Source organism: Lactococcus cremoris subsp. cremoris KW2, assembly GCF_000468955.1.
In the GTDB taxonomy this organism is placed as follows: domain Bacteria; phylum Bacillota; class Bacilli; order Lactobacillales; family Streptococcaceae; genus Lactococcus; species Lactococcus cremoris.
The window spans coordinates 945,807-963,072 of sequence record NC_022369.1; the positions used below are offsets into that span (position 1 = coordinate 945,807).

A 17,266-nucleotide genomic window follows, 5' to 3' on the forward strand; every position below is an offset into this window, starting at 1 on the left:
TTTGGCAAAAAGAATGTCTTTTTCTTAACAGCTTTGACTGCCCTTTTTTGGATAGTTTATGTATAATAGAATTAGTTAGTTTTGCTATTGATATAGCATCAGAAATGGAGAGATATAATGCCTAAAAAATTTGGTCGTATTCATCTTGTTGTAATGGACTCTGTCGGAATTGGTGCTGCACCAGACGCTGACAAATTCTTTAATCATGACGTTGAAACGCATGAAGCAATTAATGATGTGAAATCAGACACGATTGGTCATATTTCAGAAATTCGTGGACTTGATGTGCCTAACCTTCAAAACTTAGGTTGGGGAAATATCCCGCGTGAAAGTCCACTCAAAACGATTCCTGCTGCACAAAAACCAGCAGCTTATGTCACAAAACTTGAAGAAATTTCAAAAGGTAAAGATACAATGACTGGGCACTGGGAAATTATGGGCTTGAATATTCAAACGCCATTCCCAACTTATCCAGAAGGATATCCAGAAGATTTACTTGAAAAAATTGAAGAATTTTCTGGTCGTAAAATCATTCGTGAAGCAAATAAACCTTATTCTGGGACAGCGGTCATTGAAGATTTCGGCCCTCGTCAATTGGAAACTGGAGAGTTGATTATTTATACTTCAGCTGACCCTGTTTTACAAATTGCTGCACATGAAGATGTTATTTCTCGTGAAGAACTTTATAAAATTTGTGAATATGTTCGTTCAATTACCCTAGAAGGTTCTGGTATCATGATTGGCCGAATCATCGCTCGCCCTTATGTTGGAGAAGCCGGAAACTTTGAACGGACTGATGGACGTCGTGACTATGCGCTCTCACCATTTGCTGAAACTGTATTAGAAAAACTTTACAAGGCAGGGATTGATACTTACTCAGTCGGAAAAATTTCAGATATTTTCAACACAGTAGGTGTTAAATATGATATGGGTCATAACCATAATGATATGGATGGGGTTGATCGTCTACTTAAAGCAATGACGAAAACTGAATTTACTGAAGGATTTTCTTTTACAAACTTAGTTGATTTCGATGCGAAATATGGACATCGTCGCGATGTTGAAGGTTACGGAAAAGCAATTGAAGACTTTGATGGTCGCTTGCCAGAAATCATTGATGCAATGAAAGAAGATGATTTGTTGATGATTACTGCTGACCACGGGAATGACCCTTCATACGTAGGAACTGACCATACTCGTGAATATATTCCACTCGTAATTTTCTCTAAATCATTTAAAGAACCTAAAGTTTTACCTGTGGGACATTTTGCTGACATTTCAGCAACTATTGCCGAAAACTTCTCTGTTAAAAAAGCTCAAACGGGTGAATCATTCTTGGACGCATTAGTTTAAAATAAAGTGCTTCTGTCAGTCAATTTTACTGACAGAATTAGAAAGAAAAATCTATTTATGGCTAAAAAAGCATTTTGCCAATCTTGCGGAATGCCAATTGCTGATGATTCTTACAAAGGAACAGAAGCAAACGGCGAATTTTCAGCAGACTACTGTATCTATTGCTATATGCAAGGTCGTTTTGTTAAACCAGATCTTACTTTTGATGAAATGGTTGAAATTGGACGAAAAGGTTTGGATAATAATCCAATGCCTAAAATGCAAAAATGGCTTTTCAAAAAACTTTATCCAATGCAACTCAAAGGTTTGAAACGCTGGAAAAATTAAGTTCTTAACTTACTGACGAAAATTCTGTCAGTAAATTTGATAATTATATTAAAAGAAAAGGAAATTAAAAATGCCAACACCACATATCGAAGCTCAAAAAGGCGAAATCGCAGATAAAATTCTCTTACCAGGAGATCCACTTCGCGCAAAATTTATCGCAGAAAACTTCCTTGAAGATGCTGTGCAATTTAACCAAGTTCGCGGAATGCTTGGCTTTACTGGAACTTACAAAGGCCACCGTGTTTCTGTCATGGGAACAGGAATGGGAATTCCTTCAATCTCAATCTATGCTAATGAATTGATTACAGAATATGGCGTTAAAAGATTGATTCGTGTTGGAACTGCAGGCTCTGTCAATGAAGATGTTCATATTCGCGACCTTGTCATTGGTCAGGCAGCAGCAACAACTTCAGCCATTGTCCGTCATGATTTTCCTGATTTTGATTTCCCGCAAATTGCTGATTTTGATTTGCTTGATAAAGCTTATCATATTGCAAAAGACCTCGGAATTACAACTCACGTTGGAAATATTCTCAGCTCTGATTTGTTCTATGGTGGACCAGATGCAGTTAAAGTTGGGAAACTCGGTGTGAAGGCTGTCGAAATGGAAGCAGCTGGTCTTTATTATCTTGGGGCAAAATATAAAGTGCAAACTTTGGGAATTATGACGATTTCTGACCATATTTTGACAGGAGAATCAACAACGTCTGAAGAACGTCAATTGACATTTACAGATATGATGAAAGTTGGTTTGGAAACTTTGATTGCTGAATAATTAATTTAGAGCTTTGTTTTACTGACAAGTTGAGTTAATTCTCAAGCTAAGTAAATTTCTGTTTCTTAAAAAAAAAAATAGACCTTTAGAAGGTCTATTTTTTATCACTCAAGTTCTATTTTATTAGAGGAGTTTTCCATCTTCTGTTATTTCTGAAAATAAAAAAGCTTATTCAAAAGCTTTTTTTTTATTTTAGATAAACTTTCCTTCCATCTTTTCAGAGATGAGGTAAAGTTTCTTATGCATTAAATTTAGATTTACTTGTAATTTGGCCAGAAGCTTTGTCGTATTGAACGGTAACACTTTCTGTTGAACCTTTTGTCCAAGAAACTGAAGTCCAGTTTACTGTAACTAAAGTTTGATCTCCAATGCTAGATTCAGAGGTTGTAGTTGGTTTACCAACTTTTGCTTCAATATCAGCATAAGGTGTACCGCCACTGTAAGCCATTGTTCCATCATTGTTAAAGTTTGCAGTTGCTGAAACGATAGAATCATAAATTTCTTGTGTCCATCCAGATTTTGGTTTTTCAGAAGAGCTAGATGAAGCCTTAGAATTGCTAGAAGATTTAGAGGCCGCCGTAGATTTTGAAGAAGAATCTTTATTCTTATCTTTTCCTCCGCCTCCAAGCGCGCTACCAATGATAACAACAAGGATGACTACGACAATCCAAAACCAAATTCTTTTATAGATTGGTTTTTTTGGTTTTGGAGTTTTTCCATTTCTCATAAAGTTTAATATTCCTAACCCAGCTTTTAACGAGTATCAAAGTGTTGCTCGTAATTTTTAGTTCCGTTAATTTAGTACTCTCTAAAAATTTATTATACCGAATTAAAGCTTATAAATCAAAAACATTTGGGGGAAAAATCAAGTTTTTGTAGTTTATTAATTCTTTGAAATATCCTTTAATAGTAATGTAATTTACCCATATAAACAATCAAAGTGAAAAAATGTTTTTAAAAAGTATTTATAAATACGGTTACAAGAAATATTAAATATAGTGTAAGTAGAAACTTATCAAAAAAGTAGGAGAGGTGAGAAGGATTTTTGTAAAATAAAAACTTCACTTAAAGAATTTTTTTATATTCATTTTTTAGTCAGGCGGGTCAATACAAAAGGAATCTATCAATTTCATCTGGCTTTTGAAAAAGTAGATAGAAATCTTAAAAATTTAAGCATCTCGCAAGGATTTTTTGACTACATTTAATAGCTATGACCATCTGGCAATTTATTAGTGAAAATATTCATTTTTGGATGGAACATTTCTTAGTCAAAAGCTGTAAATTTTTGATATGATGGAATAAATGAAGGCAATTTAGAAAGCCTCAAAAGGAGAAAAGATGACTTACGAAAAATTTATTAAAGAATCGGGCTTGGCAGTCGAAAATTTTAGGTGGGCTTGGGCTTTTTGTAATGAGATTGATGGTCCAATAACTGAGCCAGAGCTAGCAGATGAATTATTAAACTTAGTTTTAGTGGGAAAAAAGAGTGCAACTGCAAGTGCTCTTGCTGATTATGGTGAAGATGAACCATTGCCAAGTGTTGATGGGAAGTTTGATATTTTATTAGATGGGAAGGGTCAACCAAGAGCCGCAATTAGGACTTCAAAAGTATATGTTCGAAAATTTTCTGAAGTGAGTGCGGAACATGCTTACAAGGAAGGCGAGGGAGACCAAAGTTTAGAATATTGGCGAGAAGTTCATCAGGATTTTTGGAATGGATTAGGCATCTATCAACCGGATATGGACGTTCTTTGTGAAGAATTTGAAGTGCTCTACCAAAAATAGAAATAGTAAATAAAAATCGTTGATTATTTTTAAAGTCGTGCTATAATTATCTTAAATTTATGCTTTACGAAAAGAGGAACAGGATGGATGATATGCTTATTGTGACCACCAATGAGGTTGCGGGTTATCGAATTGTAGAAGTTTATGGTGAAGTTTTTGGCTTAACGACTCGTTCTCGGAATTTATTTTCAAGTGCAGGTCAACAAATGAAGACTGTTGTGGGTGGTGAAATAAATGGTTATACAAAGCTTCAACATGATACTCGTGAAACTTCGATTGGTCGAATGAAAGAAGAAGCGAAAGCAAAGGGAGCCAATGCGATTGTTGCAATGCGCTTTGACTCATCAACTTTCCAAAATATTGACTCTGTCGCTGCTTACGGAACAGCAGTTAAAATTGAGAAAATCTAAAGATTAGCTGAGGCTAGTCTTTTTTTATTTCCGAACAATTTTTGACCAAAGGAACTATATTAAATATTTTTGAGAGTAAATTATAGAAAAATTTGTTAGAATAATATTAAAATTAGTATGATTTAAAGAAAATTGAAGCTTATATTTTCAGAGGAGAATTATGAAAACAGATATTGAAATTGCCCAAGCTGCTGAAATTCAACCAATTACTAAAATTGCCGAAAAAATAGGATTATCTTTTGATGATATTGAACTTTACGGGAAATATAAGGCTAAAATTCCCTTAGAAGTGTTAGAAAAGTTTGATGAACAAACCGATGGGAAATTGGTTTTAGTGACATCTATTAACCCTACACCAGCGGGTGAGGGTAAATCGACGGTGACAGTGGGCCTTGCTGATGCCTTTGCCAGACAAGATAAAAATGTAATGGTTGCTCTACGGGAGCCTTCTCTTGGTCCGGTCATGGGAATTAAAGGTGGAGCAGCTGGTGGTGGATTTGCTCAAGTTCTTCCAATGGAAGACATTAATCTTCATTTTACAGGAGATATTCATGCCATTACAACGGCTAATAATGCAATTTCGGCTTTTCTGGACAATTCGCTTCATCAAGGGAATCCTTTAAATATTGACCCACGAAGAATTATCTGGAAACGTGTGCTTGATTTGAACGACCGTGCTTTACGTCATGTAACGATTGGACTGGGTGGACCGCTTAATGGGGTTCCTCGTGAGGATGGTTTTGATATTACGGTGGCTAGCGAAATTATGGCTGTTCTTTGTTTGGCGACTTCTATCAGTGATTTGAAAGAGCGCTTAGCAAGAATTGTCATCGCTCAAAATTATGACCGTAAACCTGTCAGTGTCGGAGATTTAGGGGTTCAGGGGGCAATTGCAATGCTCTTAAAAGATGCCCTTAAACCAAACCTTGTTCAAACAATTGAAGGAACGCCAGCTTTAATTCACGGTGGACCTTTTGCTAATATTGCCCATGGATGTAATTCTGTTTTAGCAACAAAAACAGCACTTAAATTGGCTGATATTGTCATTACAGAGGCAGGATTTGGAGCTGACCTTGGTGGTGAAAAATTTTTGGATATCAAGACACGTCAGTTAGGGAAACAACCTGATGCTGTGGTAATTGTGGCTACACTTCGTGCGCTTAAGATGCACGGTGGCGTTGATAAGAAAGAATTGACAAGTGAAAATGTCGAGGCTGTTAAAAAAGGTTTTGCTAATTTGGAACGGCATATCAAAAACATGCAAAGTTATGGCCTGCCAGTGATTGTAGCGATTAATCAATTTGCATCGGATACAGAGTCAGAAATTTCAACTTTAAAAGAACTGACAGAAGCTTTGGGAGTTTCAGTTTCACTAACTCAAGTTTTTGCTAAAGGTGGTGAAGGCGGTTTAGATTTGGCTGAAAAACTGTCAGTAATGTTACAAGAAAAATCTGATTTCCGCTATCTTTATGAGCTAAATCAACCCTTGTCAGTAAAACTTGACAAAGTTGTGACAGAAATTTATGGCGGTTCCAAAGTTAATTTATCTCCGAAAGCTAAGCGTCAGATGAGAGAAATTGAAGAAAATGGTTGGAATAACTTGCCGGTTTGTATGGCTAAAACGCAGTATTCATTTTCAGACCAAGCGAATCTTTTAGCAGCTCCCGAAGGCTTTGAGGTTACAGTGCGTGAGCTGATTCCGAAAATCGGTGCTGGATTTATTGTTGCTCTTTTAGGAGATGTGATGACGATGCCAGGTCTGCCCAAAAATCCTGCTGCTTTAAAAATGGACGTGACTGATGATGGTAAAATCTCAGGATTATTTTAGAAATGGATTTCAAGGGATTTGTTACTGTAAAATTAAGTGTAAATTTTTTTGGTAACAAATTTACAAAAAATTAAAAGCTTGTAAAACCGCTTGTCAGGCGGTTTTTTTGTGTTATACTTGCTAACAATGTTGAAAAAAATAATTATTTCCGCAGCACTTATGGCAAGTTTTAGTGCTGCCATGATTGCTAATCCTGCAAAAGCAGATTCAGTATTTGAAGACAATGACGCGCAAAGTTCACTGACAGATCTGTCAGCAGCGACTAGTTCACTTGATGTTTTAACAAAAACAATGAATGAAACAGTCAGTGCCGTATCCAAAGTAGAAAAAACACAAAGTATTGCCAAAGAAGTTCAATCACGAGCTGATAAGCTTGTAAGTACAGCTAAAAAATATATGGGTGTTCCCTATGTTTGGGGTGGAACTACACCAGCCGGCTTTGATTGCTCAGGATTCACAAGCTATGTCTATAGAGAAGTTTTAGGTAAAGAAATTGGTCGTACCACTTGGGACCAAATCGCAAGTGGCAAACAAGTAGCACTCGACCAAGCCAAAGTTGGAGATTTGATTATCTTTTACGGTGGGGACCATGTAGGAATTTATCTTGGAAATGGTCAGGTTATACATGCCCCACAACCAGGAGAATCAGTTAAGATCAGTTCAGTTACCGATATGCCAGCTGATTTTGCCTTAGAATACTAAATATAATAGAAGAAAGTAATGATATATCGTTACTTTTTTTATTTGTTATTCTTATAGCCAAAAGTGGCTATAAGTTTTTTTTATGGCAAATTGGTTAAGTTCATGTTAAGATAGGTCTATCAAATTTTTAAAGGGGAACTTTTATGAGAACATCACTAAAGGTCACATTTGCTGCTCTTTCACTTATCGCTGCTGGAACTTTGGTTGCATGCTCCTCAGGTTCAAAAAAGACGTCAGATAATAAAACAACATTAATTGTAATTGCAACAGATGGTGCAACAAAACCATTTACCTATTCAGATAGTCAAGGAAATTTAACTGGTTATGATATTGAAGTCGCTCGTGCTGTCTTCAAAAAATTGCCGCAATACACTGTGAAATTTCAAGCCACAGACTTTTCTGGAATTGCGCCAGGGATTGATTCCGGTCGTTACCAAATGGGTGCTAATGATTTTGGTTGGGAAAAAAGCAGAGCTGAAAAATACTATTTCTCATCACCACTTTCCAAATCTAATAACGCTGTTCTTGTGAAATCTGGAACTTATAAAACCTTGGCAGATTTGGCTGGAAAATCAACAATTGGTAATCCAGCTTCAAATTATACAAAATCAATTCAAGATTGGAACAAAGCCAATCCAGATAAACAAATTAAAATTAGTTACTCAGCAGATTCCACTTCTATTAATACTCGTTTCACACAAGTAGAATCAGGTAAGATTGATTTCATGCTTTATGATAAAATTTCTTTACAGTCAGCTGTTAAAGAACAAGGATTTGATAATCTAAAAATTGAAGATATCAGTATGGATACTGGCGATGCTGAACATGACGGTTATGAATATTTCCTTTTTGGTAAAGATAAAGAAGGGCAAAAGCTTCAAAAAGATGTGAATGGAGTATTAGCTAAAATGCAAGCTGATGGTAGCTTGGCTAAGATTTCTAAGAAATATCTTGGTGGAGATTTCGTCCCAAAAGCTGAGATGTTTAAATAGATAGTTCTGACGAACAATCCTATTTTAATTAGCTCATTCTGTCAGTAAAATAAATGTTTTATAATTCATCAATTTACTGACAGCTCTGTTCGTAAAAAATAGGAGAAAAAAAGGCCAAAATTTTGTATAATAGTAGAAGTGATGGTCAGGTAAAAAATCGAGCCAATTAGTAAAAAGCATGATGCTAAACTGATAAGCTCAAAAATTCCTAATAAACTCTGTCACTTTTTTACTGACAGAGTTTTGCCTATTAGAAAATTAAAATAATATGAAAAAAAACAAAAAAATAATTCTTGGAATTGCCTTACTTTTGGCACTTATCATTTTGCCAGCTCTTCCATTTCTCTTAATTAAAGGTCAGTACAACTTTCATGACTTTTGGACAATGTTTTTCACAAAGATTTTCAGTTGGTCAGCCTTTGTGGACGCCTTTGTACCAATTATTAAAATGATTCCATCTTCACTTGAAATGACAATCATTGCCATGATTTTTGGTTTGCTTTTGGGACTTATTCTTGCCTTAGTTCGTATCAATAAAATTCCTATTTTAAATCAACTTCGTGCTTTATTTGTCAGCTTTATTCGTGGAACGCCAATTTTGGTGCAATTATATCTTTCTTATACAGGGATTCCACTGATTTTAAAAGCAATCAATATGAACTATGGAACGAATTATAATGTGAACACGATTCCGGCAATGCTTTTTGTAATTGTGGCCTTTGCCCTTAATGAAGGGGCTTATAATTCAGAAACCATTCGAGCAGCGATCCAATCGGTAGATAAAGGACAAATTGAAGCGGCTAAATCACTTGGAATGACGAATTTCCAAGTCTTTATGCGTGTCACTTTGCCAGAGGCGGCAACAGTTGCGACAGCTCCGTTAGGAAATGCTCTGATTGGTCTTTTGAAATCTACTTCACTCGCTTTCGTAGCGGGTGTGGTAGAAATGACGGCTCGGGCTCAAATTATTGGTGGCTCAACTTTCCGACTGTTTGAAACTTATTTGGCCTTAGCCTTGGTTTATTGGCCAATCTGTATCATTTTTGAAATTTTGATTAGAGCATTAGAGCGCAAGTTGGACGTCAGAATGCCAAATGATAAACGTAAAAATCGTGCTCAAATTTCTTTGAGTAAAAATCCGTTTGACCAAGCATAAGGAGGGCTCTGATGATTAAAATTACAAATATAAGTAAAACATTTTCTGGCAATCAAGTTCTTGAAAATATAAGTTTGGACATTGAAGAAGGAGATGTCGTTGCACTCATCGGTGCTTCTGGTGCAGGTAAATCAACTTTTTTAAGAGCATTAAATGATTTAGAAAGACCCGATAGTGGTCAGATTGAAATTGATGATTTAAAGATTGATTACTCTACAATCACCAAACAAGAAGTGCTTGAATTGCGCCGTAAAACCGGAATGGTCTTTCAACAATTCAATCTTTTTGAGCGTCGGACGGCTCTTGAAAATGTGATGGAAGGTTTGATTCAGGTTAAAAAATTATCTAAAGCAGAGGCGACAGTAATTGCTGACGCCGAATTGGCTAAGGTAGGTTTGACAGACCGTAAAGATTACTATCCTAAATTCTTATCCGGGGGTCAAAAACAAAGGGTTGGAATTGCTCGAGCTTTAGCGATGGAACCAAAGCTCTTGCTTTTGGATGAACCAACATCGGCACTTGATCCTGAATTAGTTGGCGAGGTTCAAGAAGTAATTCTTAATGCCGCCAAAAATAAACAAACAATGGTTCTTGTCAGCCATGAAATGGACTTTGTTTATAATGTGGCGACAAAAGTACTTTTCCTAGAGCAGGGAAAAATTATAGAAGCAGGAAGTCCTAAAGAAGTATTTTACTCACCGAAGAATCCTCGTACACGAGAGTTTTTATCACGGCATGTCAAGAATTTAGAGGTCAATAACTAAAATGATGATTTTACAGTTTTATCTAAAAGGTTTACTAATTTCAGCCATCTTTGTTTTATTGGTGGGTGGGTTTTATGCTTTTACTTACCTAGTGAGAAATACAAAAAAACCATGGGCTGAAAGAAGAAATAGAATTTTTGATTTGATTTTGGTTGGGATATTAACAACACCAATTTTGAGTTTTGCCGTTTTAGGCGTTCTTGTAATTTTAAAAATTCGGGGCCTATGAATTTAATTTATTTTTTTAAATAAATCTAATTAATGGAAAAAAATCGTTTGACAATGTAAAATAAGGCTATAAGATTTTAGATATTAGAAAAAAGAGTTTTTAGATCTGATAAATGAAGAGCTCAAGTTTGCTTAAAAGCTAGCTTGAGTTTATAAATTTAAGGGGAGTTCTTAAGCTCTTAGAAAAGGGATTAAAAAATGACAGAAAAGAAATATGATGTTGTCATCATTGGTTCAGGCCCTGCGGGAATGACGGCAGCGATGTATACTGCTCGTTCTGAAATGAAAACTTTGCTTTTAGAGCGTGGTGTTCCTGGCGGTCAAATGAATAATACAGCGGAGATTGAAAACTATCCTGGTTATGAAACAATCATGGGACCTGAACTTTCAATGAAAATGGCTGAACCTTTGGAAGGTTTGGGAGTTGAAAATGCTTATGGTTTTGTGACTGGCATTGAAGATCATGGTGATTATAAAAAAATTATCACCGAAGATGATGAGTTCATCACAAAATCAATCATTATCGCGACTGGAGCTAATCACCGTAAGTTAGAAATTCCTGGAGAAGAAGAATATGGAGCTCGTGGAGTTTCTTATTGTGCCGTTTGTGATGGTGCATTCTTTAGAAACCAAGAAATCTTAGTCATTGGTGGTGGGGATTCGGCTGTTGAAGAAGCACTCTATTTGACTCGTTTTGGTCAATCAGTGACAATTATGCATCGTCGTGATAAATTACGTGCACAAGAAATTATTCAACAAAGAGCTTTTAAAGAAGAAAAAATCAACTTTATTTGGGATTCTGTTCCGATGGAAATCAAAGGAGATGATAAAAAAATTCAATCTGTTGTTTATAAAAACGTTAAAACAGGTGAGGTAACTGAAAAAGCTTTTGGTGGAATATTCATTTATGTAGGACTTGATCCAGTAGCTGAATTTGTGAGCAATCTTGGAATTACTGACGAAGCAGGTTGGATTATTACTGACGACCACATGAGAACAAATATCCCTGGTATCTTTGCCGTGGGAGATGTTCGTCAAAAGGATTTCCGTCAAATCACAACAGCGGTTGGTGATGGTGCTCAAGCAGCTCAAGAAGCTTATAAGTTTGTTGTTGAACTTGGATAAAATAAAAATTACTGACAAAGAAGTCAGTAATTTTTTGTTAAAGGATTCGGAATGACATTTAATAGAAAATATGGTAAACTGTAAGTAACGCAATTTTGAAAAAGGAGATTAGGCTCATCGCCTAAATAATTTATAAGACTATGGAAAAAGTAATTTATGACATTTTGCTTGTTGCAATGCTTGTTGTTTCAGCATTTATTATTATAGCGATTTTCATGCAACCTTCAAAACAAGATGGAGCGGCAGATGCTTTTTCTGGTGGAACGGGTGAATTGTTCGAACGTCGTAAAGCGCGCGGTTTTGAAGCTGTGATGCAGCGTTTTACAGCAATCATGATTGGTTTATGGCTAGTCATTGGATTTGCTCTTGTTGTTTTATCAACACGTTAAAATTGCGGGCTGAAAACAGTCCGTATTTTATTTTTTAAAATTGTGTTAAATGTTTCAATGTCGCAATTGTCAGTGGTAGAATTGATTCTATCAGCCAACTGGGTCTGATAAAATGATTAATACCACTGATAATCATTAGAATATTAGCTAAAAATCGAGCCAATATTTAAAAATATTATAATAAGAAAGGGGCTTCTTGTCCGATTTTTGTGGTCAAGAAAGCTCACTTGAGAGAATAAAAATGAGTATTAGAGAAGTAATTATGGACTATCTTGAGAATAGTTCAAAAAAAGCTCTGTCAGTGGAAGAATTGTCAGTTGCTTTACATATGAATAAGGCCAAAGATTACAAAGTTTTTGTTAAAACTTTGGCTTCACTAGAAGCTGAACACTTGCTTCATTTTACTGCTAAAGGGAAAGTAGAATTAGCAGAACAAGAGGAAGCAAAAGTAGTTATCAGCGGGATTTTCCGAGCAAATGCGGCTGGATTTGGTTTTGTAAGTATTGATGCTGACGAACCAGACGTCTTTATTGGACGCGGGCAAACAGGTTTTGCACTTGATGGAGATGAGGTTTTCATTGAGATTGATAAGAATGCCAACTCCCTAAAAGGAACGGCTGCCGAGGGGCATGTTGTTGAAATTATCCGTCATGAGCTTCATCAAGTCGTTGGAACTTTTGTTGCTTTAAATGATGAAGAAAAAGAGCAAACTGGACTGATTGGTTTCGTTAAATCTAGAAATAAAAAAATTCCTTATCGGGTATATCTGGGTGATGAAGGACTCAAACCAGAAAATAAGGCAATTGTTCGTGTAGAAATCACACATTATCCTGATAAAGAATTTCCTCAAACCATGCAAGGACTGGTAACGGAAATTATTGGACAGGCAAATGACCAAGGGATAGATGTGTTAGAAGTTTTGGCTTCAATGGATATTGTATCAGAATTTCCAAAAGAGGTTTTGGAGCAGGCTGATTCAGTGCCAGAAGAAGTGCCAGAAAGTGAAATTGCGGGTCGAGTTGATTATCGTAATGAAATTACTTTCACAATTGACGGAGCTGATGCCAAAGACCTTGATGATGCTGTCCATGCCAAATGTTTAGGAAATGGGAATTATGAATTAGGTGTTCATATTGCGGATGTTTCCCACTACGTAACGGAAAATTCACCTTTAGATAAAGAAGCTTACGAACGTGGAACATCAGTCTATGTTACTGACAGAGTGGTACCAATGTTGCCAGAGCGTTTATCAAATGGGATTTGTTCATTGAACCCACGTTTGAATCGCTTGACTCAATCCTGTGTGATGGAAATTAGCCCAGAAGGTCGAGTGGTTAATTATCAAATTTCACAATCAATTATTAAGACAACTGAAAGAATGACTTATGATGCGGTCAATCAAATGATTGCAGGAGATAAAGACACGCTTGAAAAGTATGCTAAAATTGCTGATTCTGTAAAAATCATGGTTGAAATCCATCATATTTTAGAAGCGATGCGTAAACAACGTGGAGCCATTGATTTTGACACGGTAGAGGCAAAAATCATTGTAAATGAAAAAGGCTTACCTATTGAAATTAGAAAACGCAGTCGTGGCATTGCTGAACGAATGATTGAATCATTCATGCTTGAAGCCAATGAAACGGTGGCCACTCATTTTGAAGCACATGGCTTGCCATTTATTTATCGGATTCACGAGCAACCAAAAGCAGATAGATTACAAAGATTTATTGATTTTGCAGCAACATTTGGAATGCAAATTGAAGGAACCTCAAACGGAATTGATCAAAAAGTTTTACAAGCCTTCATGAAAAAAATCAAGGGGCAACCGGGTGAAATGGTCTTGTCAACAATGCTATTGCGTAGTATGCAACAAGCTCGTTATTCAGAAAATAATGAGGGGCACTTTGGTTTAGCTGCCGAAAATTATACTCACTTTACCTCACCTATTCGTCGTTATCCTGATTTGTTGGTTCATCGTTTGATTCGTGAAATTGGTGCGGGTAAAATTCCAGCAAATCTTTTACAAAAATGGGAAGAAAAAATCCCAGAAATTGCGGAGCACTCTAGTCATCGTGAACGTCGAGCGGTTGATGCTGAACGTGAAGTTGAAAAAATGAAAAAAGCCGAGTTCATGGAAGAACATGTGGACGAAGAGTTTGAAGGAATTATTGCTTCAGTCACTCGTTTTGGTATGTTTATTGAACTTGAAAATACAATCGAAGGATTAGTTCATATTTCAACGTTGAAGGGTGATTATTTCACTTATCATGAGCGAATGTTAGCTTTGATTGGTGAAAGAACAGGATTGACTTTTAAAATTGGTCAACCAATTAAAATCAAAGTCGTCAAAGCGGATAAGATGACTGGCGAAATTGACTTTGAGTACCTTCCATCAGAATTAGATTTGATTGATAAATCGGCTAAAGCTAAGAAAAAGCCTGAATCTAAAGGTCGCAAAAAATCAAATCAATCCCTTAAAGTTAAATCTGTCGCACCAAAAGCTACTAGTAAAGCTGGCAGTAAATCAAAAGAGGGTAGAAGTACTGATGGAAAACCTGAATTTGATAAGAAAAAGAAAAAATCGGGCAAAAAACCCTTTTATAGCAAAGCAGCCAAAGGTAAATTTACTGACAAAAAAGAGAATGGCAAAAAATTTACTGATGGAAGAAAAAAAGCACACAAAAGACCTTAAATTTTGAAAGAAGAAGAAATGAAAACTTTGAATTTAAATAAAACAGCATTAGTCATCATCGATTTGCAAAAAGGAATCGCTGGTCGTGAAGGTTTTGCTCCTTATTCTGCACAAGATGTGTTGGCCAAAAATAAAGAGCTCGTAACAAGTTTAAAAAATACAGAAGCTTTGATTGTTTTTGTTCATGTTAAAAATTATGGTGGAGAAGCTCTAAAACCAAAAACGGATAATCCCCCTCTTGCACATGGGCAAATACCAGCGGACTTCTCTGATTTTGTCATGCCAGAGGCTTACGATAAAGACTATGACAATGTTATCCATGTTGCTAAACACAACTGGGGGGCCTTTTATGGAACAGATTTAGATGTCCAATTGCGCCGCCGTGGAATTGAAGAAATTGTTCTGAGCGGAATTGCTACAACGATTGGTTGTGATACAACGGCTCGTGAAGCTTTCCAACATGGCTATCAAGTGATTGCCGTAGAAGATGCAATGACTGATTTTAATGGAAGTTTGCACAAGGGAATTGTGGACGGAATTTTCACTAGACTTGGACGGGTGCGTTCAACACAAGAAGTAGTAAAAATGATTGAAGAAAGTAAATAAGTTTAGGCCACCCATTTTACTGACAGAGATTTTCGGAGTCTTCGTCAGTAAATTTCCTAAAATATTTAGTGAATAATATGAAAAATCGTTTGAAATTAATTGGAAAAATTATTGTCAGCATTATTTTAGTTTTTGCTGTCATCATCGGCTCATACGTTATTTATGTCTATGCTCAATATCATCGTCTGCCAAATGATATCAAGCAAAGTATCAAAAATCCGCAAACTCAACAAGTTGAATTGGGAAAAACCTATAAAATGATGACATTTAATATTGGTTATGGTTCCTACCCACCTTCTTTTAATTTTTTCATGGATGGTGGTGGTGATGTGCGTGCTTACAGCAAATCTGCTGTCAAGTCTGCGATTCAAGAAGATATTAGACTTATTAAAAAAGAAAATCCTGATTTCGGAAATATTCAAGAAATTGATTGGCAAGGAGACCGAAGTCAGCAGGTGAATGAACCTCAGTTGGTACGCGCAGGTCTTCCTGATTATAGTAGTGTATTAACGCAAAACTATGACTCTGCTTATCTATTTTATCCCGTGACAAAACCAATTGGAAAAGCTAAATCTGGCATTATGACTTATTCTAAATATGAAATTGAAAATTCAACCAGATATAAGTTACCAATCGAAACCAACTTTAATAAATTTTTTGATTTAGACCGAGCATTTTCTGTCAGCCTTTTGCCTATCAAAAATTCAGATAAAAAGTTTGTAATTTTTAATACTCACTTATCAGCATTTATCACAGACCAAAAAATTCAAAAGCAACAATTATTGACACTCTTTGATGCGATGAAAAAGTATGTCAATAAAGGGGATTATGTGATTTGTGGAGCAGACTATAATCATGCCCTAGCTGGTAAAGCTCATCCAGAATTGACTTGGATGAAGGAGTTTCCAACGGAGAATTTGACTAAAGGAATGCGAGTAGTTGCACCAACTAATGCACCAACCGTGCGCTCACTTGATTTTGCTTATCATCAAAAAAATCCCAAAAATACTTTTGGAATTATTGATGGATTTCTAGTTTCAAATAATATAAAAGACTTAAAAATACAAACCATTGATAATCAATTTAAATCGTCAGACCATCAACCAGTTCTCATGGACTTTTCTTTAGAAAAATAAAAAGCGCTTAGCGCTTTTTTTGTTCATCTAAAAATGATACCTAGTAAAAGAGTGATAGCAAGTGAGGCATTAAATAGCATAAGATTGTTAATCTGTAAATGGAAAGTTTCTGATTTACTTTGCTTTGCCCTGAATTTTTGAATATTAGGAATGACTCTAACTGAAATGATTATCATGAGTAGTGACCAAATGGGTAAAATTTTGAGACAAATAGCAAGTAGAATACAAAGCCCGGCAAAAAGATAAAGTCCAGTAAATATTTTTAAACTCAGTGGAATTTTTAAATAATAAGGAAGGGTATAACGTTCGTTACGAATGTCTTGGTCTAAATCGCAAATATTGTCAGAAAACATGATATTAAAATTTTGAACAAAACACATCAAGCCGACTAAAAGTATTGGGAGAAGAATTTTAAAATCCCAAGTCCAAGTCATGAGCCAGTTTTTGTCAAAGCTAATGAAAAAATATCCTTTGTCATAAGAATTAAGATAGACCGCAAGGAAAAATCCAAAAAATCCCTCACAAAGACCGGCTAAAAGTTCACCTAGAGGAAAGCGAGAGAAAGCAAAAGGACCGTAGGTATAGAAAATAGCAATCAAAAAACAAAGGCCACCAATGGGAAGAACAGCAAGATTAGTCATGAAAAGAACAACTAGTCCAACAATTACATCAACAACTAAGAAAGACAAGCATATTTTTAAAGCAAGTTTAGGATTAATTGATTTGGCAACGATAATATTCCATTTTTTATATTCAGGGTCAAGAGCTTTTTGATAATCCATTAAATTATTCCAAGCAGAGACAAAAAGATTAATACTAGCTAAACCGATAAAAAAGAAAAGGGTGGGCCAAAAGTGGAAGCTTTTAAAATACCAAAGAGCAAAAAGACAGCCAGCAATTGGTGAGAGCAAAGCCGCTGGTAAAGTTTGAATACGTGTAAAATTAAAGAAAGTTTTTAAAGTCATGATAAGCTGATTATAGCAAAATAAGGGAGA

18 protein-coding genes are annotated in these 17,266 nt (G+C 35.8%); 16 read left to right on the forward strand and 2 right to left on the reverse strand.

The genetic code is table 11. The features are described 5' to 3' along the window. Positions 1-117 precede the first annotated feature (117 nt). From KW2_RS04580 to deoD, 3 genes are all read left to right on the forward strand, one after another. Complete coding sequence (locus KW2_RS04580; RefSeq protein WP_021037073.1) at positions 118-1,353, forward strand: phosphopentomutase; 1,236 nt, start codon at positions 118-120, stop codon at positions 1,351-1,353. A 57-nt stretch (positions 1,354-1,410) separates the two neighbouring features. Next, a complete protein-coding gene (locus KW2_RS04585) occupies positions 1,411-1,680 on the forward strand; it encodes a zinc ribbon domain-containing protein (RefSeq protein WP_021037074.1) in 270 nt (89 codons plus the stop codon). A 70-nt stretch (positions 1,681-1,750) separates the two neighbouring features. Next, positions 1,751-2,455, forward strand: a complete 705-nt coding sequence (gene deoD / locus KW2_RS04590; protein WP_011675883.1) for a purine-nucleoside phosphorylase — start codon at positions 1,751-1,753, stop codon at positions 2,453-2,455. Positions 2,456-2,693: 238 nt separating this feature from the next. Here deoD and KW2_RS04595 read toward each other — a convergent pair whose 3' ends face one another. After that, a complete protein-coding gene (locus KW2_RS04595; protein ID WP_021037075.1) occupies positions 2,694-3,182 on the reverse strand; it encodes a hypothetical protein in 489 nt (162 codons plus the stop codon). Positions 3,183-3,793: 611 nt separating this feature from the next. Between KW2_RS04595 and KW2_RS04600 the strand changes: the two genes are divergently transcribed. From KW2_RS04600 to KW2_RS04660, 13 genes are all read left to right on the forward strand, one after another. Continuing rightward, a complete protein-coding gene (locus KW2_RS04600) occupies positions 3,794-4,240 on the forward strand; it encodes an ASCH domain-containing protein (protein WP_021037076.1) in 447 nt (148 codons plus the stop codon). Positions 4,241-4,323: 83 nt separating this feature from the next. After that, positions 4,324-4,650: a heavy metal-binding domain-containing protein gene (locus KW2_RS04605; protein WP_011675885.1), complete on the forward strand. Its 327-nt coding sequence runs from the start codon at positions 4,324-4,326 to the stop codon at positions 4,648-4,650. A gap of 160 nt (positions 4,651-4,810) precedes the next feature. Next, positions 4,811-6,478, forward strand: coding sequence for a formate--tetrahydrofolate ligase (locus KW2_RS04610; RefSeq protein WP_021037077.1), 1,668 nt, complete (start codon positions 4,811-4,813; stop codon positions 6,476-6,478). A gap of 126 nt (positions 6,479-6,604) precedes the next feature. Continuing rightward, the gene (locus KW2_RS04615) at positions 6,605-7,180 is read left to right on the forward strand and encodes a C40 family peptidase (protein WP_051303728.1); all 576 of its coding nucleotides are present in this window, start codon (positions 6,605-6,607) and stop codon (positions 7,178-7,180) included. A 143-nt stretch (positions 7,181-7,323) separates the two neighbouring features. Then, positions 7,324-8,172, forward strand: coding sequence for an amino acid ABC transporter substrate-binding protein (locus KW2_RS04620; RefSeq protein WP_021037079.1), 849 nt, complete (start codon positions 7,324-7,326; stop codon positions 8,170-8,172). Positions 8,173-8,440: 268 nt separating this feature from the next. Continuing rightward, positions 8,441-9,328 carry an amino acid ABC transporter permease gene (locus tag KW2_RS04625; protein ID WP_021037080.1) on the forward strand — a complete coding sequence of 296 codons (888 nt, stop codon included), beginning with the start codon at positions 8,441-8,443 and terminating at the stop codon, positions 9,326-9,328. 11 nt (positions 9,329-9,339) lie between these two features. Then, entirely contained in the window at positions 9,340-10,092 is a 753-nt protein-coding gene (locus tag KW2_RS04630) for an amino acid ABC transporter ATP-binding protein (RefSeq protein ID WP_021037081.1), read from the forward strand. 1 nt (position 10,093) lies between these two features. Continuing rightward, positions 10,094-10,321: a DUF4059 family protein gene (locus KW2_RS04635; protein WP_011675891.1), complete on the forward strand. Its 228-nt coding sequence runs from the start codon at positions 10,094-10,096 to the stop codon at positions 10,319-10,321. A 197-nt stretch (positions 10,322-10,518) separates the two neighbouring features. Then, positions 10,519-11,445 (forward strand): thioredoxin-disulfide reductase, encoded by a 927-nt coding sequence (gene trxB, locus KW2_RS04640; RefSeq protein WP_021037082.1) that lies wholly within the window; start codon positions 10,519-10,521, stop codon positions 11,443-11,445. A gap of 140 nt (positions 11,446-11,585) precedes the next feature. Then, on the forward strand, positions 11,586-11,834 hold the full coding sequence (gene secG, locus KW2_RS04645) for a preprotein translocase subunit SecG (RefSeq protein WP_011675893.1): 249 nt from the start codon (positions 11,586-11,588) through the stop codon (positions 11,832-11,834). A 241-nt stretch (positions 11,835-12,075) separates the two neighbouring features. Next, a complete protein-coding gene (rnr, locus tag KW2_RS04650; RefSeq protein ID WP_021037083.1) occupies positions 12,076-14,529 on the forward strand; it encodes a ribonuclease R in 2,454 nt (817 codons plus the stop codon). 18 nt (positions 14,530-14,547) lie between these two features. Beyond that, positions 14,548-15,135 (forward strand): isochorismatase family protein, encoded by a 588-nt coding sequence (locus KW2_RS04655; RefSeq protein ID WP_021037084.1) that lies wholly within the window; start codon positions 14,548-14,550, stop codon positions 15,133-15,135. 77 nt (positions 15,136-15,212) lie between these two features. Continuing rightward, positions 15,213-16,271, forward strand: a complete 1,059-nt coding sequence (locus KW2_RS04660; RefSeq protein WP_021037085.1) for an endonuclease/exonuclease/phosphatase family protein — start codon at positions 15,213-15,215, stop codon at positions 16,269-16,271. 23 nt (positions 16,272-16,294) lie between these two features. On the opposite strand, the gene KW2_RS04665 is transcribed toward KW2_RS04660, so the two are convergent. After that, positions 16,295-17,236 (reverse strand): UbiA family prenyltransferase, encoded by a 942-nt coding sequence (locus tag KW2_RS04665; RefSeq protein WP_021037086.1) that lies wholly within the window; start codon positions 17,234-17,236, stop codon positions 16,295-16,297. Between the last annotated feature and the right edge of the window lie 30 nt (positions 17,237-17,266).